Source organism: Achromobacter sp. ISS7 (genome assembly GCF_056523125.1).
Window position 1 is genome coordinate 1,076,575 of record NZ_JAWRZD010000001.1, and the last position, 19,469, is coordinate 1,096,043.

General features: G+C 66.2%; 23 protein-coding genes and 1 tRNA gene. 14 read left to right on the forward strand and 10 right to left on the reverse strand.

All coding sequences use genetic code 11. From position 1 onward, the window contains the following. Window positions 1–118: 118 nt before the first annotated feature. From AC1HFW_RS04980 to AC1HFW_RS04990, 3 genes are read left to right on the forward strand one after another with little or no spacing between them, the layout of a single operon-like run. Window positions 119–817, forward strand: a complete 699-nt coding sequence (locus tag AC1HFW_RS04980) for a MarC family NAAT transporter (protein WP_006394325.1) — start codon at window positions 119–121, stop codon at window positions 815–817. Continuing rightward, on the forward strand, window positions 801–1,865 hold the full coding sequence (locus tag AC1HFW_RS04985) for an Lnb N-terminal periplasmic domain-containing protein (protein ID WP_479282093.1): 1,065 nt from the start codon (window positions 801–803) through the stop codon (window positions 1,863–1,865). Before AC1HFW_RS04980 ends, AC1HFW_RS04985 begins: the two co-directional genes overlap by 17 nt. Beyond that, window positions 1,862–2,056, forward strand: a complete 195-nt coding sequence (locus tag AC1HFW_RS04990; RefSeq protein ID WP_006394327.1) for a hypothetical protein — start codon at window positions 1,862–1,864, stop codon at window positions 2,054–2,056. Before AC1HFW_RS04985 ends, AC1HFW_RS04990 begins: the two co-directional genes overlap by 4 nt. On the opposite strand, the gene AC1HFW_RS04995 is transcribed toward AC1HFW_RS04990, so the two are convergent. Next, window positions 2,044–2,742 carry a YoaK family protein gene (locus AC1HFW_RS04995; RefSeq protein ID WP_061071603.1) on the reverse strand — a complete coding sequence of 233 codons (699 nt, stop codon included), beginning with the start codon at window positions 2,740–2,742 and terminating at the stop codon, window positions 2,044–2,046. The two genes, AC1HFW_RS04990 and AC1HFW_RS04995, sit on opposite strands and share 13 nt — an antisense overlap. Before the next feature lie 15 nt (window positions 2,743–2,757). After that, window positions 2,758–3,510: a sulfite exporter TauE/SafE family protein gene (locus tag AC1HFW_RS05000; protein WP_225856669.1), complete on the reverse strand. Its 753-nt coding sequence runs from the start codon at window positions 3,508–3,510 to the stop codon at window positions 2,758–2,760. Window positions 3,511–3,860: 350 nt separating this feature from the next. Here AC1HFW_RS05000 and AC1HFW_RS05005 point away from each other — a divergent pair, with 350 nt between their 5' ends. Genes AC1HFW_RS05005 through AC1HFW_RS05035 form a run of 7 tightly spaced genes read left to right on the forward strand, consistent with a single transcriptional unit; the run spans window position 3,861 to window position 8,733 of the window. After that, window positions 3,861–4,850 carry a methyltransferase gene (locus AC1HFW_RS05005; protein WP_479282096.1) on the forward strand — a complete coding sequence of 330 codons (990 nt, stop codon included), beginning with the start codon at window positions 3,861–3,863 and terminating at the stop codon, window positions 4,848–4,850. Window positions 4,851–4,881: 31 nt separating this feature from the next. Next, window positions 4,882–5,130 (forward strand): acyl carrier protein, encoded by a 249-nt coding sequence (locus tag AC1HFW_RS05010; RefSeq protein ID WP_061071600.1) that lies wholly within the window; start codon window positions 4,882–4,884, stop codon window positions 5,128–5,130. 15 nt (window positions 5,131–5,145) lie between these two features. Then, window positions 5,146–6,039, forward strand: coding sequence for a diiron oxygenase (locus tag AC1HFW_RS05015; RefSeq protein WP_061071599.1), 894 nt, complete (start codon window positions 5,146–5,148; stop codon window positions 6,037–6,039). Between the two features lie 14 nt (window positions 6,040–6,053). Next, complete coding sequence (locus tag AC1HFW_RS05020; RefSeq protein WP_238891374.1) at window positions 6,054–7,010, forward strand: NAD(P)H-dependent flavin oxidoreductase; 957 nt, start codon at window positions 6,054–6,056, stop codon at window positions 7,008–7,010. A gap of 57 nt (window positions 7,011–7,067) precedes the next feature. Next, window positions 7,068–7,853, forward strand: coding sequence for a class-II aminoacyl-tRNA synthetase family protein (locus AC1HFW_RS05025; RefSeq protein WP_061071597.1), 786 nt, complete (start codon window positions 7,068–7,070; stop codon window positions 7,851–7,853). Continuing rightward, window positions 7,854–8,237 (forward strand): thioesterase family protein, encoded by a 384-nt coding sequence (locus tag AC1HFW_RS05030; protein WP_479282099.1) that lies wholly within the window; start codon window positions 7,854–7,856, stop codon window positions 8,235–8,237. Further along, the gene (locus AC1HFW_RS05035) at window positions 8,212–8,733 is read left to right on the forward strand and encodes a 4'-phosphopantetheinyl transferase family protein (RefSeq protein WP_238891376.1); all 522 of its coding nucleotides are present in this window, start codon (window positions 8,212–8,214) and stop codon (window positions 8,731–8,733) included. Before AC1HFW_RS05030 ends, AC1HFW_RS05035 begins: the two co-directional genes overlap by 26 nt. A 90-nt stretch (window positions 8,734–8,823) precedes the next feature. On the opposite strand, the gene AC1HFW_RS05040 is transcribed toward AC1HFW_RS05035, so the two are convergent. From AC1HFW_RS05040 to AC1HFW_RS05055, 4 genes are all read right to left on the reverse strand, one after another. Further along, window positions 8,824–8,899, reverse strand: a tRNA-Ala gene (locus tag AC1HFW_RS05040). 70 nt (window positions 8,900–8,969) lie between these two features. After that, window positions 8,970–9,752 carry an exodeoxyribonuclease III gene (gene xth, locus AC1HFW_RS05045; protein WP_061071594.1) on the reverse strand — a complete coding sequence of 261 codons (783 nt, stop codon included), beginning with the start codon at window positions 9,750–9,752 and terminating at the stop codon, window positions 8,970–8,972. Between the two features lie 203 nt (window positions 9,753–9,955). Further along, window positions 9,956–10,267 carry an addiction module antidote protein gene (locus tag AC1HFW_RS05050; RefSeq protein WP_006394330.1) on the reverse strand — a complete coding sequence of 104 codons (312 nt, stop codon included), beginning with the start codon at window positions 10,265–10,267 and terminating at the stop codon, window positions 9,956–9,958. Continuing rightward, window positions 10,264–10,656 carry a type II toxin-antitoxin system RelE/ParE family toxin gene (locus tag AC1HFW_RS05055; protein WP_479282101.1) on the reverse strand — a complete coding sequence of 131 codons (393 nt, stop codon included), beginning with the start codon at window positions 10,654–10,656 and terminating at the stop codon, window positions 10,264–10,266. Before AC1HFW_RS05055 ends, AC1HFW_RS05050 begins: the two co-directional genes overlap by 4 nt. 281 nt (window positions 10,657–10,937) lie before the next feature. On the opposite strand from AC1HFW_RS05055, the gene AC1HFW_RS05060 reads away from it, so the two are divergent. Then, window positions 10,938–11,087, forward strand: coding sequence for a P-loop NTPase family protein (locus AC1HFW_RS05060; RefSeq protein ID WP_241068043.1), 150 nt, complete (start codon window positions 10,938–10,940; stop codon window positions 11,085–11,087). A 28-nt stretch (window positions 11,088–11,115) separates the two neighbouring features. Here the strand turns inward: AC1HFW_RS05060 and AC1HFW_RS05065 are convergent, their stop codons facing one another. Continuing rightward, window positions 11,116–11,892 (reverse strand): 3-oxoacyl-ACP reductase, encoded by a 777-nt coding sequence (locus AC1HFW_RS05065; protein WP_479282103.1) that lies wholly within the window; start codon window positions 11,890–11,892, stop codon window positions 11,116–11,118. A 111-nt stretch (window positions 11,893–12,003) separates the two neighbouring features. Next, window positions 12,004–12,807: a FadR/GntR family transcriptional regulator gene (locus tag AC1HFW_RS05070; protein WP_054432059.1), complete on the reverse strand. Its 804-nt coding sequence runs from the start codon at window positions 12,805–12,807 to the stop codon at window positions 12,004–12,006. Between the two features lie 241 nt (window positions 12,808–13,048). On the opposite strand from AC1HFW_RS05070, the gene AC1HFW_RS05075 reads away from it, so the two are divergent. Then, complete coding sequence (locus AC1HFW_RS05075; protein ID WP_479282105.1) at window positions 13,049–14,482, forward strand: aldehyde dehydrogenase family protein; 1,434 nt, start codon at window positions 13,049–13,051, stop codon at window positions 14,480–14,482. Window positions 14,483–14,592: 110 nt separating this feature from the next. Then, window positions 14,593–15,297 carry a riboflavin synthase gene (locus AC1HFW_RS05080; protein WP_006394335.1) on the forward strand — a complete coding sequence of 235 codons (705 nt, stop codon included), beginning with the start codon at window positions 14,593–14,595 and terminating at the stop codon, window positions 15,295–15,297. A 20-nt stretch (window positions 15,298–15,317) separates the two neighbouring features. On the opposite strand, the gene AC1HFW_RS05085 is transcribed toward AC1HFW_RS05080, so the two are convergent. Together AC1HFW_RS05085 and AC1HFW_RS05090 are read right to left on the reverse strand one after the other, a co-directional pair. Then, a complete protein-coding gene (locus AC1HFW_RS05085) occupies window positions 15,318–16,811 on the reverse strand; it encodes a M81 family metallopeptidase (protein ID WP_479282107.1) in 1,494 nt (497 codons plus the stop codon). An 18-nt stretch (window positions 16,812–16,829) separates the two neighbouring features. After that, window positions 16,830–18,131 (reverse strand): MFS transporter, encoded by a 1,302-nt coding sequence (locus tag AC1HFW_RS05090; RefSeq protein ID WP_006394337.1) that lies wholly within the window; start codon window positions 18,129–18,131, stop codon window positions 16,830–16,832. A 218-nt stretch (window positions 18,132–18,349) separates the two neighbouring features. Here AC1HFW_RS05090 and AC1HFW_RS05095 point away from each other — a divergent pair, with 218 nt between their 5' ends. Further along, a complete protein-coding gene (locus AC1HFW_RS05095) occupies window positions 18,350–19,264 on the forward strand; it encodes a LysR family transcriptional regulator (protein WP_479282110.1) in 915 nt (304 codons plus the stop codon). Window positions 19,265–19,469: the final 205 nt, after the last annotated feature.

Here is a 19,469-nt window from a genome sequence, read left to right on the forward strand (position 1 = left end):
AGGGTTAGTACGGATGTTTTCCTTTGCTTACATTACACTGTGCGGTGTAGCGCCATCGACGCCCTTGCGCGAATGCGTTGCTCACCCGTCCCGACCCGCCGTTTTTTCCTCCGCCGCGATGATTGATGATCTGGTTCAACTGGGCAAGCTGGTCAGCCTGGGCCTGGCGCTGATGCTGCCGTTGGCAAATCCCCTGACCTCCATGACCATGCTGCTGTCCCTGGGGCAGCACATTCCCTACAAAGAGCGCGAACGCCAGATCCGGCAGGCCGCCTGTTATGTCGTAGGCATCATGCTGGTCACGTACTATGCCGGCGCCTGGATCATGGCCACCTTCGGCATCTCGATCCCGGGCCTGCGTATCGCCGGCGGCCTGATCGTCGTCAGCATCGGCTTCAGCATGCTGTTTCCGTCGGCCACCGCCGCGGCCAGCGACGAGCGCGAAGCCGACGTGGCCGCCGACGTGGCCATCCACCGGCAGGTGCCCAACATCGCCTTCGTGCCGCTGGCGCTGCCGGGCACGGCGGGGCCGGGCACCATCGCCATGATCATCAGCGCGGCCTCGACCGTGGGCAGCGAGGCCGCCAGCGAATATCCCGCCTGGACCATCGCCGTCACACCGATCATCGTCTTCGCGCTGCTGGGCCTGCTGTTCTGGATCTGCCTGCGCTCGGCCGGCCGCATCGTCGCCCTGATCGGCAACGGCGGGGTCGAGGCCATCTCGCGCATCATGGGCTTCCTGCTGGTGTGCATGGGCGTGCAGTTCGTCATCAACGGCGTGCTGGAAATCGTGAGCCAGCATGGCGCCGGTGCCTGACCGCGCGCGGCCCGGCCGGGCCTGGCGCTGGCTGCGGGTGCTGGGCCGGGTCGCGCTCAGCCTGCTGATGCTGTTCTCCATGGCATGGGCCTGCCTGGCGTTCTGGTACCAGGGGCCGGCGGCCGCCTGGGGCAAGGCGCTGCTGATGCTGCTGTGGGTCGCCCTGGGGCTGTATGCGTTGCTGCGGCTGTGGCATGGCACTGGCCGCCTGCGCCGCCGGCCCGCGCTGTGGGCCTACCTGCTGGCGTTGCTGGCGCTGGCGGCGTGGTGGCAGGGCATCGCTCCGTCCAATGACCGGGTCTGGGCCGACGACGTCGCGCGCACGCTGCGCGGCAGCGTCGCCGGCAGCATCGTCACGCTGGACAACGTGCGCGACTTCAAATGGCGCTCGGACGCCGACTACACGCCGCGCTGGGAAACCCGCGTCTACGACCTCGCCACCCTGCAGTCGGTCGACATGGCGCTGTCGTACTGGGACGGTCCGGCCATCGCCCACACGCTGGTGTCCTTCGGTTTCGCCGACGGCCGCCATGTCGTCTTCTCGGTCGAGATCCGCAAGGAGCGCGGCGAGCAGTTCTCGGAACTGGGCGGCTTTTTCAAGAAATTCGAACTGAGCGTGGTGGCGGCCGATGAGCGCGACGTGCTCTACGTTCGCGCCGGCCCGCGCGCCGAGAACGTCTATCTCTATCCCGTGAAGATGCCGGTGGACGCGATGCGCGAGTTGTTCCTGTCGTACGTGCGCACGGCCAACGCGCTGGCCGACACGCCGCGCTTCTATCACACGGTCACCGCCAACTGCACCACGCTGGTCTACCGCATGGTGCGGGCCATCGTGCCCGGCCTGCCGCTGGACTACCGGATCCTGTTATCCGGCTATCTGCCCGAATACCTCTACGACCAGGGCGGCCTCGATACCAGCCTGCCGCTGCAGACCCTGCGAGAGCGCGGTTTCGTCGGCATCCCGCCGATCCTGGGCGAGGATTCCATCGGCTTCTCGCGCACCATCCGGCGCCACCTGCGCGCCGAGCCGAACGGGAGCGCGCCATGATCTCGTTGCGCGCCGTGGTGCTGGTCCTGTTGTTCGGGGTGCTGCTGTTCCTGGTGATGCGCACGCCGGGCGTGCTGGCCTATGACTACATCGCGCGCCGGCTGCGTGGCCGCGGCCAGCCGCCGCAGGACGCCCGCAAGCAGGATCCTTCCGCCGCGCGGCGGCCGGACCAGGCGCGTCAGCCCGGGTAGGCGCGCGCCAGCGCCTGGCCCGCCAGCGACACCAGCGGCGGCAACGCAAAGGCCCACAGGCCGATGCCGACGTGCAGCAGGGCCGCTGCGCCGCAGCCGACCGCGAACGCCAGCACGGCGCGGCCCATGCGCCCCATGCGCCGGCCGGCCGCCGCGTCGGCCTCGCCGCGCACCGTGTCCGCCAGGTCCAGCATGATCTGCGTGGTGGTGCCGGTCATCAGCGTCGACGGCGGCGCGGCGCCCAAGTGCACCCGGTGCACCGCGTTCTGGATCGACATCGCCAGCACCAGCGTCATGCCGGTGGCGAACAGCCCCCAGCTGTCGCCCATCGGAAACGGCCCCAGCCTCACGGCCAGCGCCGCCGCCACGCACAGCAGCAGCGTCTTGACGGTAAGCAGGCGCATGAAGGCCGGCTTGCCGGCCTCGCGCCGCGCCTGGCCATACAGGCGCGCCAGGAACACGCCCAGGCAGAACACCGGCAGCGCCGCCAGCTTGGTCCAGGCGCCCGAGGCGCCGTTGCCCAGCGCGTAGCCGATGGTGACGAAGTTGCCGGTGACGTGCGCCGAGAACAGGCCGTGCAGCGCGATGAATCCCAGCGTGTCGACGTAGCCGCCGTTCAGGCTCAAGAGGAGCGGCAGGCGTTCGTCGGCGGGGGCGGCCGGGGTGGCATTGGCAGGCGTAGGCATCGACGTTCCATCCGTTCAGAACCAGTACTTCGTAGCATAGATCACGGTCATGACGGCGCCCGTGACAATGACGAACGCCCGGATTGCCGAAGCAGGCAAGACGCGTATCAAGTGGCCGCCCAGGTAGCCGCCTGCCAGCGCGCCGGCCAGCATGCACAGCGTGGCGGGCCAATGCACCGAGCCCTGCGCGATAAAGATGACGATCGCCGCGGCGGTGACGAACGTGGCCAGCAGGTTTTTCAGCGATTTTATGGCGCGCAGGTTTCCGGGATCCGTGATCGAAATTACCGCGGTCAGGATCACGCCCAGCCCGGCGCCAAAAAACCCCCCATACACGGAGGCCAACGCGATCGGCAGCAGGCCGCGCGCGGGTCCGTCCTGCGCTTGGCCACCGCGCCGGCGCGCGCTCCAGGCCTGAACCTGAGGCGCAAAGGCAAACAGCAAGGTGGCAAACGCGATCAGGGCCGGCACGGGCAGGATGAAATAGGCGGGGGGAATGGCAAGCAGGATGAATGCGCCCAGCGCGCCGCCCGCGGTGGCGGCGATCGATAGCAACCAGAAGCGCCGATCGGGAGCCGGCAGATTCTCACGATCGGCCAGCGCCGCCAGGATATGGCCGGGCGATATGGCTACCGCGCTGGAGGCGTTGGCAATGACGGGCGGCAGGCCCGCAGCCACCATCGCGGGAAACGTAATCAGTGTGGCGCCACCCGCCAACGCATTGATAACGCCGCCCAACGCGCCCGCGCCGACCAGTAGTGCCGCCATGCTCCATTCCATGCCCACACCTTTTGATTAAACACTGTTTAGGTCCATATATTGGACCTTTTAATTAGCGTGAAATTTATTATTGCCTATTTTCCTCGCGGGTATAGAATGCTCGAAAATTAAAGAATAAATATTGGTCCAATATATGGACCATCGAAGACACTCCGGCGACGCCTTTTAGCCGCCCCGCAAGATCGCTGTCAACTCCCAGGATGGCGCATGCGGCCGGATCTCCATCGGCTTTGCGTGCATACATCCTGAGCGCTGGTTTCCAACTCCGTCCCCGGGGTTGTTGCGTGTTCACCTGTCTGGCCGTCCGGCCATCACCGTTGAATCAGGAGGGAATCTCGATGGATGTGAGCTTCATGGCGTTTTCCCGGTTGGCGTTCGGGCATTGGGAGGGTCAGCCCTTGTATGCCTTGGCCGACCTGGGGATTGCCCAGCGTTTGTCCCAACCCCGTACCTGCGCCGAACTGGCGCTGGAACTTGGGTGCGAATCCGAGCCGCTGGAACGCTTGCTGGACTGCGCGGTCGCGCAAAAACTGCTGATCGGCGACGGCGGGCGCTACGCCAATACCGATCTCAGTGCGCGTTTTCTCACCGAGGACAGCCCCGAATCCCTGTTGTGCTGGCTCCGCGTCATGGCGCGCTGGAAGCAGCCATGGGCGCAACTGGCCGAGGCGGTGCGCCGGGGCGAGGCGGTGGACAACCAATCCAAGTGGCTGGGCGAAGACCCCCAGTTCATGCGCGATTTCATCCTCGGCATGCATCAGTTCGCGTCCCGGTCGGGCCCTGCGTTTGCGCAGGCGTTGAAAGACGTGCCCATTCGTCACCTGGTGGATGTGGGTGGGGGCGCAGGCACGTATTCCATTGCCTTGTGCGCGGCGCGGCCCGACGTAACCGCCCGGGTTCTGGATCTGGCGCCGGTCGTCGAGATCACGCTCGAAACCGCGCGGGCTGCCGGCCTGGCGGACCGCGTGAGCGCCAAGGTGGCCGATTATCGGCAGGACGATTTTGGCGAGAAGGTCGACGCGTTGCTCTTTTCAAACGTGCTGCATCAGGAGAGCGCGCAGGTGTGCCGATCGATGCTGGAGCGCGCCAGGCAGGCATTGCGTCCAGGCGGCACCTTGTTGGTGCAAGGCTACTTCCTTGCCGAGGACCGGCGTGCGCCGCTGTTCACCACGTTGCACAACCTGTCCGCGCTGGCGCTGTGGGACGGCGGGCGCAGTTGGACGGTGGGCGACATGCAGGCGCACATCGCGGTTGCCGGCTTTGAGCGCCAGGCCGTGCTGCGCCAGGAGAGCAGCGGTTTTTGCCTGCTGTCGGCCGTCAAGGTCTGACCCGTTATCCATTTATCGAACCGGAGCCTATATGTCCACACAGACCATCACCGATACCGAAGCCGAAGTGATCGCCTGGCTGAAGGAAAACCGCAATGCGCAGGTCGAAGGCATCAAAGAGAAGAACCTGATCGAAGAGCGCATCCTGGACAGCATGCAGTTCCTGGACTTCATCATGTTCCTGGGCGAACTGGTGGGACATGACGTCTCCACCGCCATCACCGTCGACGACCTGCGCACGGTGGATGCCATCGTCAATTTCGTCCAGGCACAGCGCTAGCCCCGGGAGCGCAACATGACATTCGACTACTCAAGAATCGACCGCCTGAAGACGCTGTCCAAAGGGCGTTCACATGATCCCTACGAGCGTTTTGAATGGCCCGCCCATATCCCGGATGACCAGCCTTGGTGCAGCAATGACTTGCTCACTACCTATGGAACGCCCCTGCAAGAGCAACTGGACACCGCGCAGCAGATAAGGCTGAGCAAGTGGGAGGCCGTCAATTTCTTCAGCCTGAACGTGCATGGCATCAAGGGGGTGCTGGGCTTTGTCAGCCGGTGCATCTATGAAGAGCGCTATGCCGACGTATCCGAATACTTGCATATCTTCATGGGCGAAGAGAACTTCCATATGTGGTATTTCGCCAAGGCCTGTCTCGATTATGCGGGAAAGATATATCCATCCATTCAGTTGCAGGGCGATGCGCAGGCGTCCACGCCGGAGCTGGACGACTTGTACATGTTCGCCAGCACCCTGATCTTCGAGGAGTTCGTCGACTACTACAACCATAAGGTCGGCACCACGGACGGCATCACCGAGATCCTCAAGCAGATCAACTACCAGCATCATGTGGATGAGTCCCGCCATGTGTCCTTCGGCCGGGAAATGGTGCCACGCCTGTACCGGCTGGCGTTGGAGCGCGGCGGCGATCCCGACGCGACGCGGGCGGAGGTGGCGCGCACCGTGACGAATATGTTTCGCTACTTCATCAGCCTGATGTACAACCCCGCCGTCTATGACGATGCCAAAGTCTACGAGCCACTGGGTTTTCGCAACGGTAACGCCATGCGTAACGCGCTGAGGTCGCATCCGGCGCGCAAGGCCATCCACGAGCAATGGTTCAAGCGTAGCGCCGCCTACTTCACCAAACAGGGGCTGGTGACGGACTTGAATCTGGCCGCGCTATAGGGCGGAGGCAGACCATGGCGCAGATTGCCAGCAGTTCCAAGGTGGAAGCGCTTTTTGGCGCGCGCTTGCCCGTTCTGCAGGCCGGCATGGGCGGCGTGGCGCAGCCGGAACTGGCGGCCGCCGTGTGCGAGGCGGGCGCGTTCGGCATGATTGGCCTGTATCGCCATACGCTTGACGAGATCGGCGTGTTGCTGGCGCAGACCGCCACGCTGACCCGGGCGCGCTTTGGCGTGAATCTGGTGCCCTTCGTGCTGGACGCGGACGTATTGCTGGACCGGTTGGCGTTCTTGGCTGACCGTCCGGAGCGGCCGATCGTGACCTTCTTCGGCCTGCCGGGCGCCACTGTGCTGCGGGCCTTGCCGGCAGGGATGGAGTATGGCGTGCAAGGGGGGACCTGGGACGAGCTGGAAGCGGGGTTCGATGCCGGCGCGCGTTTTGGCGTACTGCAGACGACGGAGGCGGGCGGCCATCACCTGGGCTCGACCGCGCGCGACGAGGCGCTGGACCAGGCCGCCCGCCATGGCGTCGACAAGCGCATGGTGTTCATAAGCGGCGGTATCAGCAATGCGGTGGAGTTGCGCCAGGTGATGCAGGCCGGATTTTCCGGCGTGCTGTGCGGCACGGTATTCGCGGCAACCCGGGAGTCCGCGGCGCACGAGCGCTACAAGCAGGCGATCGTAAACGCCACGCCCGGCGATACCGTAGTCACCGACCGCTTCAGCGTGGGGTGGCATACCCATCGCCACCGGGTTATCCGCAATGCCAGTTGCGAAGAATCGCTGCCGGCAAGCGTCATCGGTACTGCGTACTACTTTGGAAAACGTTATCCCATCCTGCGGTACAGCGTTGCGGTACCCACCGTCCACACCGAGGGCTTGATCGAGGACATGGCGTTGTATTGCGGAACGTCCTGCAAGGACACGCATTCCATTCGAACCGTGCGGCAGGTGCTGGCTGACTTGACGTCGTAAGGCTTGGTTCTGTCCGCATTCTTCAAGTGCTTTGAGGGATTTTCAGGAGATTTCATCGTGATCATCGAAAAGCAATGGCACCAGGTAAAGACCGTGCTGCAAGGCAAACTGGACGACATATTCTCGATTGCGCCCGACGCCACCACGGAGTTCGACAGCTTGCTGGCCCATGAAGAGATCAATGCGCTGGGTTATGTGCGCAATTTCCCCCATCTGACCTGCGTCATGTGCTCGATAGAGCAGGGGGAGTTGCTGGGGTTCGCACGCGGCCAGCGCAAGCTGGACCAGGATTTCAAGGCGCTTGTCGCCGACGTGGCGCTGTTGCCGGCGACTTGCTACAAGGTCTACCTGGGACTGCAAGGGCAGCATCTGGACGAGGCGCGGGTGGAATCCTGCATCGCGCGTTGCTTCCGGCACGAGGACAAGGCGTTGGATCGTTACCGTGCCTTCAACTTCACCATGAAGGAATACGTGTACCTGGGCACCGCGGAGGGAGCGCAGGCGCACCTGGAAGCGGGCTACGACCGCCTGTTTTCCTTGTTTGCGCAACTGGGAATCAGCGCGGGTTGCGAAGAAGCCAACGATCCCTTCTTTGATTCAGGCAGCGCCGTGGCGCGCCTGTCGGCGCTGACGCCCACCAAGCGTGAACTGGTGTTCGACGGCCACGCCGTGTCTTCGCTGAACTATCACCGCAACTACTTCGGTGAAAAGTTCGATATCCACCTGGCCGGCAGCTTCGTGCATACCAGTTGCGTCGCGTTTGGCTTGGAGCGCTGGATCTCCATGTTCAAGGATCGCTTCGGCAATGCGGCGGATACGCTCGCCGCGCTCGAGCGCGTCTAGATGGATCGCCCGACGCTACAGGCGCAGGCATTGTTTCAGGCCGGCCAGCAGTTCAGGAAAACCTGCGTGGTCGATGCCGCCGCAAGCGCATTGAGCTATGGCGGCGATCTGGATGTGCTGGCCACCCCGGTAATTGTCTATTGGATCGAGTCCTATGCGACGGAGTGCATCCGGCTGGCGGGCGGCGGGCGTTGCGGGTCGGTCGGGCATGCGGTCAGCGTGCGGCACGTGGCGCCCGCGCATCCGGGCAGCGCGGTGCGGCTGACGATTACGGTAGAGGCCATGTTCGGCAATTCCCTGCGCTTCAGGGCGCACGCCGTGACGGGCGAGGCCGACACCCTGATCGCGACCGGCACGCATGACCGTACCCTCGTCGAACTTTGACGTCACGGTGGTGCTGGGTGCCTTGGATCCCGTGCTTTCCAGGCGGGCCGCGCGCACGCGACTGGGCAAGCCGTACCTTCCCGGCCTTGCCGGTTTCAGCGTGAGCGACAGTTCCGGCATGCAGGCGCGGCTATACGCCAATCGCAAGTACGTGGGCATAGACATCGAGGCTCTGGATCGGCCCGACCTGGCCGCGCGCCAACACCGCCTGGCGGCTTGGCTGGCGCGGCGGGATCGCGTCGTCGTGGACTTCCTGGCCGGTTGGGTCGCGCGCGAGGCTTGCGCGAAAAGCGTGGGGCTGGGGCTGTTGCATGCGCTGCCGCGCTTGTCCATCACCTGGGCGCGGCCGCTCGACCGGGGCGGGTCGGAAGAAATCGGCCTGGTGTTCAGCCGCTGGAGATTCGTCGCGCGGTGCGAGCGGGTCGGCAGGCTGTTGCTATGCGTGTGTTACCGGCAGGAATATGGCAAGCCCCGCATTTCCTTGCTGCGGTCTTGAATCCACGAGCCGTGCCCGCCGCGGGAGCAAACAAAAACAGCGCCATAAGGCGCTGTCTTGTACTTCCCCAGATCGCTCTGGAGCTTGAATTGGTGGAGCGGAGGAGGATCGAACTCCCGACCTTCGCATTGCGAACGCGACGCTCTCCCAGCTGAGCTACCGCCCCAAATCAAGCAAGAGCGCAACTATACAGGAATTCCCGCGCGCCGCGCAAGCCGGCGCGCAGGTTTTTTTGCTCAATCGAACGTCAGCGTGGCCACCACCGGCGCGTGGTCGGACGGCTGCTCGTTGCGGCGCGGTTCCTTGTCGATGACGCAGGCGGTGCAGCGCTTGACCAGCGGCGCCGACAGCAGGATGTGGTCGATGCGCAGGCCGGCATTGCGGCGGAAGGCGAACTGGCGGTAGTCCCACCACGAAAACGACTTCTCGGGCTGCTCGAACAGGCGGAACGAGTCGGCCAGGCCCAGGTCGACCAGGTCACGCAGCGCCTGGCGCTCAGGTTCGGACACGAGCACTTGGCCTTCCCATTTCTCGGGGTTGTGCACGTCCTCGTCGGCCGGCGCGACGTTGTAGTCGCCCAGCACCGCCAGGCGCGGGTACTGCTTGATCTCGTCGGCCAGCCAGGCGCGCATGGCCTCGAACCATTCGAGCTTGTAGGCGTACTTGTCGGAGCCGACCGACTGGCCGTTGGGACAATAGGCGCAGACCACGCGCACGTCGCCGTCGGCGCTGGGGAAGGTCAGGGCCAGCACGCGCTGTTGCGGGTCTTCGTAGTTGGGGATGTTGCGGACCATCGACGTGCCCGGCACGCGCGACACGATGGCGACGCCGTTGTACGTCTTCTGGCCGGCCCAGACCGCGTGGTAGCCGGCTTCCTTGAAGGCGGCCTCGGGGAACTTGTCGTCGGTCAGCTTCAGTTCCTGGATGCACAGCACGTCGACGGGATTGGCGGCCAGCCAGTCCAGCACCTGTGGCAGGCGCACGTTGAGGGAATTGACGTTCCAGGTGGCGAGTTTCATGATTTTCTTAGACCGTTTGTTTGTGCGGCTTCTGGCGGTTATGCCATCCAAAATCCCGGTCTAGCTACTCATCTGGCTACTCATCCGGGGCGCGGTTGGCTGACGCCAGGGACAAGGCCAGATGATACCCGGTCATGCGGCCTTTTTCTGTCCGCCAGCGCGGCTTGCGTTTTCGATTTGGCCGCGATGTTCATCGTGCGGGCCTACGCTGGATGCTCGGCCTGGACGACGAGACGCACGCCTAGTGCCTTGCATACCTTGGCGATGGTGTCAAAGCGTGGGCTGGCGCCGGCACGCAGGGCCTTGTACAGGGATTCCCGGCCAATACCGGCGGTCTCGGCAATTTGCGTCATGCCGCGAGCGCGCGCGGCGACTCCCAGCGCCTGGGCAAGCTCACCGAAGTCTCCGTCCTCGATCACCTGCGTCAAGTAGGCGGCGATGTCCTTGTCGTCGCGCAGGTAACGCGCAGGGTCGAAGGTGGGCAGTTCGGAAACCTTGATCGTCTTCTTGCTCATGATTGGTCTTCCTCGTCGTTTCTCAGCGCCCGCGCCAATTCCTTGGCGTGCTTGACGTCACGGCTTTGTGTGGCCTTTGTGCCGCCGCCCAGCATGACGATCAGTACGTCGCCCTGCTCGGTGTAATACATGCGCCAGCCAGGGCCAAAGAACTCGCGCATCTCGCTCACGCCCTCTCCGACCGGTTTCACATCACCCAGCAAACCCCGCGCGGCCTTTTCAAGCCTGCGGATCAGGCGGGCTCGCGTAGCCGGGTCTGTCAGGCTGTCGAACCAAGCGTCGAACTCTGGCAGCGGCTTTATGTGTGGTACATGATTAGTGTATTCGATCGGATACTTTTTCGGCAAGCGGATCGGCGGCGTGATGCCGGTGCGTGACGTGCGCGACATGCTCGCGGCTGGTGCCCGGATGCGTCGTGTGCCACTCCAAAGCGTGGCGCAAGCGTGGCGCATGAGCGAGCCGGGGCGTTGAACTTTCAGGGGATTAATGTCGTGCCAGCAGTCTAGCAAGGGGGAGCAGGAGGGCTTGGCGAAGTCGCCCCTTCCTTGTGTCCGAAACCGCGGGAAACGTCGAGGGGGCGGCGCTTCACACGACCCAGGGCAAGGAGGCCGAAGTCGTTATCCTGGTGCTGGGCGGTAATCCACAGCGCCCGGGGGCCAAGGATTGGGCCGTGCAAAGTCCCAACCTGCTCAATGTGGCGGTCAGCCGGGCCGAGGCGCGGCTGTATGTGATCGGCGATCGTGCCGCCTGGGGCCAACGCCCTTATTTCCGCGTGCTGGACCAGCGCCTTGGCGCCGGTAGCGAGGGGCCTTCGCGGTGACCCCATCCGTCAGCGCGACGCCGCCGCCTCACCCCTTCACCAGCCCGCCATCCACGATCAGGTTCTGTCCCGTGACCGCGCGCGACCACGGGCTGGCGAAGAACAGCACCGCGTCGGCGAACTGTTCCGGCGTGGTCACCTCGCGCAGCGGCGTGCTGGCGGCGATCAGGTCGAACACCGCGGCGGGCGTGGCGGCCGAGGCGTCGGTGGTGCGCAGCAGGCCGCCGGACACCATGTTGACGGTGATGCCGTCGGCGCCCAGTTCGTGCGATAGCGTGCGGGTGAAGGCCAGCAGCGCGGCCTTGGCGGCGGTGTAGTCGTGGTACGGCACCACCGGGTTCTGGACCAGGTTGGTGCCGACGTTGATGATGCGGCCGCCGCCGGCCGCGCGCATCGACGGCAGCGCGGCCTGGGTGGTGTTGAGGGCGGCGCGCACGCTGCCTTCGAGCTGCGCGTTCATGCGCGCCCAGTCGAGCGTGTCGGCGTGGGGGCGGGCGTCGCCGTCGAACTGGAAGGCGGGCAGGGCGTTGTTGACCACGGTGCTGACCGGCCGGCCGAAATGCTCGCTGGCGCGCGCCACCATGGCGGCGACCGCCTCGGCGTCGCGTACGTCCGCCTGCACGGCCAGCGCGCGGTCCGGCGCGGTGGCGGCCAGTTCACGGGCCGCGGCTTCGCTATTCAGATAGTTGATGACGACCCGCGCGCCTTCGCGCAGGAAGGCGCGGGCGATGGCCGCGCCCAGGCCGCGGCTGGCGCCGGTGACGATGACGAGTTGCTGGTCCAGGGGCAGGCAGGGGCTAGGCATGGTGGTGAATCAAACGGAAAGTCGGGGTGAATCGAGGTCAAGCGCGACGGCGCGCAGCGAACCGCGTGAAATGCCGGGCTGGCACCGCGCAATGGTAGCGCCCGCTCCGGTTTAATGTTCCGAGCCGCTGTTGAGCATGCGGCTGCGGGCCTTTTCGATGTGGGCGCGCATGATGTTGCGGGCGCCCTCGGCGTCCTGTTCGCGGATCAGGCGGTAGATCTGGCGGTGTTCGTCGATGGCGGCGCGGGTGCGCTTCCAGGGTTCGCTGTGGACCAGGTGGCGCATCATGTTGACGGCATGGCTGACGTCGTACTCCAGCGATTTGAGCACCTGCACGAAGCGCTGGTTGCCGGTGGCCGCCGCGATGGCGCGGTGGAAGCCATAGTCATGATGGTGGGCGATGGCGCCGGCGGCGTCGGCGGCTTCGTAGCCGGCCAGCATGCGGTCCATCTCCAGCAGGTCATCGTCGGTGCGGCGCAGGGCGGCCAGGTAGGCGCATTCCGGCTCGATCACCATGCGGAGTTCCAGGCCTTCCAGGATATGGCCGACCCGGCGCGCGGGATCGACCGCCGGCATGCCGCCCATCAGGTCGGGCTTGGCGCGCACGTAGCTGCCCGAGCCGCGCACGGATTCGACCAGCTGGTCTTCGCGCAGCCGGTCCAGCGCCTGCCGCACCACCGGGCGCGACACTTCGAACAGCGCCGCCAGCTCCAGTTCGGTGGGCAGCTTGGCGCCAGGCCCGATCTTGCCGGTGGCGATGGCGTAGAACAGGCTTTCGTAGACGCGCTCGGCGAAGCGCTCGGCGCGCACGTAGCCCAGGCCGGACGCCACTTCCGCCAGCACGTCCAGCTCGGGCCGCGGGCGGGTGGCCGCGCTCAGCAGCTTGTCCAGTTGCGGATCGCGCACGTTGCTCATGGCTGGGCTCCAACGGCGCGGACGCCGGGTTTGTTATCTGTCATGACAAATCGAACAAGGCGCCCCGGCACACGCGCGGCGATGCAAGGGCTTGAATACCTAGGGATAACCCCAGTCGGGCCGAAAATATCCTGAAGCTTGGGACGGAAGCTGTCAATTCAATTGACAAGTTATGGAGCGCTCCCTTACCTTGAATCCATCCCGCAACCGGCCGACCGGCCGCTACTTTACTCCGCACATCGTGACTCAGAAGAACTTTATCGCCAATCAATGGGTGCCCGCCGCCAGCGGCGAAACCATTCCCGTCCTGAACCCGTCCGATGGCAAGGCCTTCGACGCCATCGCGCGTTCGGGCGAGGAAGACGTGGACCGCGCCGTGGTCGCCGCGCGCGAGGCCTTCGAAGGCGAGTGGGGCCAGATGGCGCCCGCCGCGCGCAGCCGCCTGCTCATGCGCATCGCCTTCGCGCTGCTGGAGCGCCAGGAAGAACTGGCGCAGCTGGAATCCGCCGACGCCGGCAAGCCGATCAAGCAGGCCCGCGCCGACGCCGCCGCCGTGGCGCGCTATTTCGAGTTCTACGCCGGCGCGGTCGACAAGCTGCACGGCGAGACCATTCCCTACACCCCCGGCTTCACCGTGCTGACCGTGCGCGAGGCGCATGGCGTCACCGGCCACATCGTGCCGTGGAATTACCCGCTGCAGATCTTCGGCCGCAGCGTCGGCGCGGCGCTGGCCGCGGGCAACGCCTGCGTGGTCAAGCCGGCCGAGGACGCCTGCCTGTCGCTGCTCAAGGTGGCCGAGATCGCCGCCGAGGTGGGCCTGCCCGCCGGCGCGCTGAACATCTGCACGGGTTATGGCCACGAGGCCGGCGCGGCGCTGTCGGCGCATCCCGGCATCGACCACATCTCGTTCACCGGCTCGCCGCAGACCGGCAAGATGGTGGCGCACGCCGCCGCCGAGAACCACGTGCCGGTGACGCTGGAACTGGGCGGCAAGTCGCCGCAGATCGTGTTCGACGACGCCGACCTGGACGCCGCCATGCCGGTGCTGCTGGCCGCCATCATCCAGAACGCCGGCCAGACCTGCTCGGCCGGCAGCCGCGTGCTGATCCAGCGCGGCATCTACGAGAAAGTGTTGGGGCGCCTGGGCGAGGCGTTCTCGGCCACCGTCACTGGTCCGGCCGCGCAGGACCTGGACGTCGGTCCGCTGATCAGCGCCCGCCAGCACGACCGCGTGCGCGGTTTCCTGGCCGAGGCCGAAGCCGAGGGCCTGAAGGTCGCGGCGCGCGGCAAGCTCAAGGATGGCGCGCCCGGCAGCGGCTTCTACCAGCCGCCGGTGCTGTTCCGCGACGTGCCGCCCAAGAGCCGCCTGGCGCAGGAAGAAGTGTTCGGCCCGGTGCTGGCCGCCATGGTGTTCGACACCGAGGAAGAAGCGCTGGAGATCGCCAACGGCACGCTCTATGGCCTGGTGGCCGGCGTCTGGACCCGCGACGGCGGCCGCCAGTTGCGCCTGGCGCGCAAGCTGCGCGCCGGCCAGGTGTTCGTCAACAATTACGGCGCCGGCGGCGGCGTGGAACTGCCGTTCGGCGGTTCGCGCCAGTCGGGCTACGGCCGTGAAAAGGGCTTCGAGGCGCTGTACGGCTTCACCACCCTGAAGACCATCGCCATCCGCCACTGATCCGGCGGCGGCCGGGCGCGCCGCCCCGACCGGGGCGGGCGCCCGGTGGCAAAATATCGGTTACCTTTGATGTTTTGCCAGGGGCGCCACGCCCCGTATCCAGGATCAGCATGTTCACCGGTATTGTTCAAGGCACCGCGAAGATCGCGAAAATCGCGGATCGCGAAGGCCTGCGCACGTTTACGCTGGCGTTTCCCGAGGGCTTCTGCCAGGACCTGGCGATCGGCGCCAGCGTCTCGACCGACGGCGTCTGCCTGACGGTCACCGAAATCCTCGACGCCAACCAGGCCACTTTCGATGTCATGCTGCAAAGCCTGGCCATCACCACGCTGGGCAGCTACCAAGAAGGCGACCGCGCCAACGTCGAGCGCGCGGCCAAGGACGGCGCCGAGATCGGCGGCCATCCGCTGTCCGGCCACGTCGACTTCACTTCGGAAGTGGTGATGGTGAAGTCGTCGGACACCAATCGCCTGATGCGCTTCAGTATCCCCGAGGCCTTCCGCAAGTACGTGTTCGCCAAGGGCTACATCGCCATCAATGGCGCCAGCCTGACCGTGTCCGAAGTGAACCGCGCCGAGGGCTGGTTCGAAGTCTGGCTGATCCCGGAGACCCGCCGCATGACGGTGTTCGAGGACAAGCAGGTGGGCGACCACGTCAACATCGAGATCGAGCGCAGCACCCAGGTGGTGGTGGACACCGTGCGCGAGACCGTCCAGGAAAGCCTGGGCCGCCTGCAGCCGCTGCTGGAAGCCATCCTCAAGGAAAAAGGGCTGACGCTGGAAGATTTCGTCAGCCCGCAGGGCAAGCTCAAGTAAGGTAAGCCGGCGCGTTGGCGTCAGAACGAAAACGCCGGACCCAGCGGCTTGATGCGGATGCCGGGTTGCAGCCGGGTCCAGGGCAGGTCGGCGGGATCGGCCTGCATCGGGCCGGGCGCCTTGGCCACCAGCACGTCCTGGGCGATCGGCTGGAAGTCGGCGCGGAAATGCACCGAGCTCTTGACCACCAGGATCGCCATCTCCTCGGGCTGCACGCCGCCGACGCGGAACAGGTTGCGGTCCAGCATCTGCGTCTTGGTGGCGCTGACCACCACGCGCACGCCGCCCAGCCGCAAGCCGGCCACCGCCTCCAGATCCACGTCCATGCCGTTCATCATCGGGCCGTCGAAACGCAGCTTGCCCGGCGACAGGGTCTCGACCACGAACTCGCCCTCGAAGGGCGCGTCGCCGGCCACGCCGGACTGCCCGCCCAGGCGCAGCCTGACCTTGTTGCCGATGCCGGCGGCGGTGGCCTGGCGCACCGCCTCGGGGTCATAGAACAGGCCCAGCGCGGCGTTCTGCGCGTTGGCCTCGACCAGCGCGCGCAGCATGCCGGTGGTGTTGGCGTCGCCGCCCGCGCCCGGGTTGTCCTGGGTGTCGGCGATGACCACGGGACGCGAGGCGCCGGCCGCCAGCGCCTGGGCGCGCTTGACGGCGTCGGCCGGCGCCAGGAAGTCGGGCGACCATTGCGGTTCGAGTTCCAGCACACGTTGGTACAGCGCCTCGGTGACGCGCTCGACCGCGTCGGCGTCGGTGCCATAGGCCCACACCACCGGCCCGCATTCGGGGAAGTCGGCGGCCGGAAAGCCCGGCGCGAACGAGATCGAGGCCACGCCCGGCGTCTGCTCCAGGCGTTCGAGTTCCTCGTACACGCCCTGCGACGGCTGCAGCATCGTGCACATGCCGTTGATCGGGATCAGGAAGGGCAGGCGGCGTTCGGCGCGCACCCACTTGCCGCCGGCCGCGACGCGCGTGGCCAGCAGGCGCGCGGCGTGCTCGCCGGTCACCGCCATGTCCACGTGCGGATAGGTGCGGAAGGCGGCCAGGGCATCGGCCTCGCGCAGCATCTGCGCGGTGACGTTGGCGTGCAGGTCGAGGCTGCCGACCACCGGCAGGCCGGGGCCGACCAGGGCGCGCACCCGCGCCAGCAGCTCGCCTTCGCCGTCGTCCAGATGCTCGGCCACCATGGCGCCGTGCAGGTCCAGGTAGATGGCGTCGAAGCCGCCGGCGCGCGCCGCGTCGACGATCTCGCCGGCGATGCGTTCATAGGCGTCGCGGGTGACGTGGGCCGACGGGCTGGCGCCGGCCCAGATCACCGTGCGCACGGTGTGGCCCTGTGCCAGGGCGGCGTTGATGAAGCCGCCGGCGGGGATATTGACCTCGCGCAGCGCCAGCATGTCGTCGCCGCGCACCATGGCGGGAAAGCCCTCGCCGCGCACGAAGTTCTCGTAGGCCGCCTTGGACGGCGCGAAGGTATTGGTCTCGTGCTGGAAGCCAGCCACCAGAATGTGCATGATCGATTCCTTGGAGCGTCAGGCGCGCGCGGGCGCGGATTGGGGAGGACGGTTCACCAGCAGCAGCAGGGCGCCGGCCACCAGCAGGGCGGAGATCGCGTACAGCCCGCCGGACAGGCTGCCGGTGGTTTCCTTGATCCAGCCGATGATGGACGGGCTGAGAAAGCCGCCCAGCAGGCCGATGCTGTTGATCAGCGCGATGCCGCCCGCCGCGGCTTCCCCTTGCAGGTACTGCGACGGAATCGCCCAGAATACCGTGTAGGCGGCCCACATGAAGCCGGTGGCCAGCGTGATGGCCGTCAGGGATAGCGCGAATTGCGTCGGCGCCGCGGTGGCGATGCACAGCGCCACGCCGGCCAGCAGCGCGGGCACCAGCGTGTGCCAGCGGCGTTCGCGCATGCGATCGGAACTGCGCGCGAACCACAGCATGAAGACCGCCGCGGCCACGTAGGGGATCGCCGAGTACAGGCCGATCTGCATGGTGTCCTGGACCCCCGCCAGCTTGAGCAGCGTCGGCAGCCAGAAGCTGACGGCGTAGATGCCGCAGATCAGGCAGAAGTAGGTCAGCGCCATGCCGTAGATGGCCGGGTCGCGCAGCACCTGGGCGAAGGCGTGCTTCTTGTGCGCGCCGCGGCTGTCCAGGTCGGCGGCCAGCAGCGCCTTTTCCTCGGCGCTGAGCCAGCGCGCCTCGGCCGGCTTGTCATCCAGGTAGCGGAAGGCGATCACGCCCAGCAGCACGCAGGGCAGGCCTTCCAGCAGGAACATCCATTGCCAGCCGTCCAGGCCATGCGCGCCGGAGAAGGCCGTCATGATCCAGGCCGACACCGGGCCGCCGACGATGCCGCCGATCGGGCCGGCCAGCATCACTACCGCCATGACGCCGGCCATGCGCGACTGCGAATACCAGTAGGTCAGGTAGAAGATCATGCCGGGGGCGAAGCCGGCCTCGAACACGCCCAGCATGAAGCGCAGGACGTAGAAGCTCCATTCGCCCTGCACGAACAGCATCGAGGCCGAGGTCAGGCCCCACAGCACCATGATGCGGCTGATGGTGCGGCGCGCGCCGATGCGCGTCAGCAGCAGGTTGCTGGGCACCTCGAACATCACGTAGCCGAGAAAGAAGATGCCGGCGCCCAGGCCGTAGACGGCGTCGGAAATGCCGATGTCCTGCTGCATCTGCAGCTTGGCGAAGCCGATGTTGATGCGGTCCAGGTAGGCGAACACATAACAGAGCAGCAGGAACGGCAGCAGGCGCCAGGTGATCTTGCGATAGAGCGGAGCCAGGCGCGGATCGGCGCCTGGCGTGGCCTGATGGGGCATTGCGTGTCTCCTCGCGGGCGGGTCTGCGCCCGCCGCGGTGGTTGGGGTGGCGGCGGTTCCCGGGGCGGGTCCGCGCGGCGTCCATATTGCGAGCACGCAGTGTTCGAAACAATGACCTGGGTGATAAATTATCGTTGCCTTCAGGGCAACAGAAAAAAAACGCCGCGGCCATGCGACCCGGCGCCTGAATGTCCATGACAGAACATAAAGGGGAAACGATGGCGGAAATCAGCCAGGCGCGTCTGAAGTATTTCAACGAGGTCGTGGCCTGTGGCTCGATCCGCGGCGCCGCCGACAAGCTCGGCACCGCGCCGTCGGTCATCAGCCGCCAGATCCAGCTGCTGGAAAAGGAACTGGGCGTGGCCCTGTTCGAGCGCCGCGCGCGCGGCCTGACGCCGACCGAGGCCGCCGACATGCTGCTGGAATACCACCGCGCCTGTCGCGCGCAGCAGGAGCACCTGAACGCCCGCCTGCAGGAACTGCGCGGCATGCGGCGTGGCAACGTGCACCTGATGATCAGCGAGGGCTTCATCGACAGCCTGATGGAGCACGTGGTCGGGCCGTTCTGCATCGAGCATCCGCGCATCAACATCAGCGTCAACGTCGGTTCGGTCAACGAGGTGGTCGAGGCCGTGGCCAGCGACGCCGCGCACATCGGCCTGGCCTACAACCCGCCGGTGGATCCGCGGCTGCGCTGCCGCGCCAGCCGCAAGCACCCGGTCTGCCTGCTGGCGGCGCGCGACCACGCGCTGGCGCGGCGCCGCGCGCCGCTCACCATCGCCGACATCCTGCCGTATCCGTTCGCGCTGATGTCCGCGCCGTATGGCCTGCGCCAGGCGGTCGACCTGCTGGAGTTCACCGAACGCATCCACCTGACGCCCAGCCTGACCACCAATTCGCTGCGCGTGCTCAAGCAGTACGCGATCAGCGGCGCCGGGGTGACGCTGATGCCGAACCTGGGCGTGCACCACGAATTGGCCAGCGGCGAACTGGTGGCGCTGCCGATCGCGCATCCGATCCTCAGCGCGCCCGAATGCCAGATGCTGCTGCGGCTCGGGCGGCCGCTGTCATCGGCCGCCAACGAGGTGGTGCGGCGCATCGAGCAGCGCCTGCCGGCGTTCGCGGTGCCGTGATGGTGGCGGGTCGCAGCCGGGGCGGGCGCGTGGTGAAAAAGGGCGCCGCGCAGCCGTGAGGGAAGGGCGCATTTCGTTACCGTTGCGGCGGCGGGTTCAACCGGAAATCAAGTATCCATGCGCTTTTTCAGGCAATTCTTTGCCGCACGCCAATGAATAAGCCACTCTTGCCATGAAATCGCCATGTAACGGGCGTTTCAGGGCA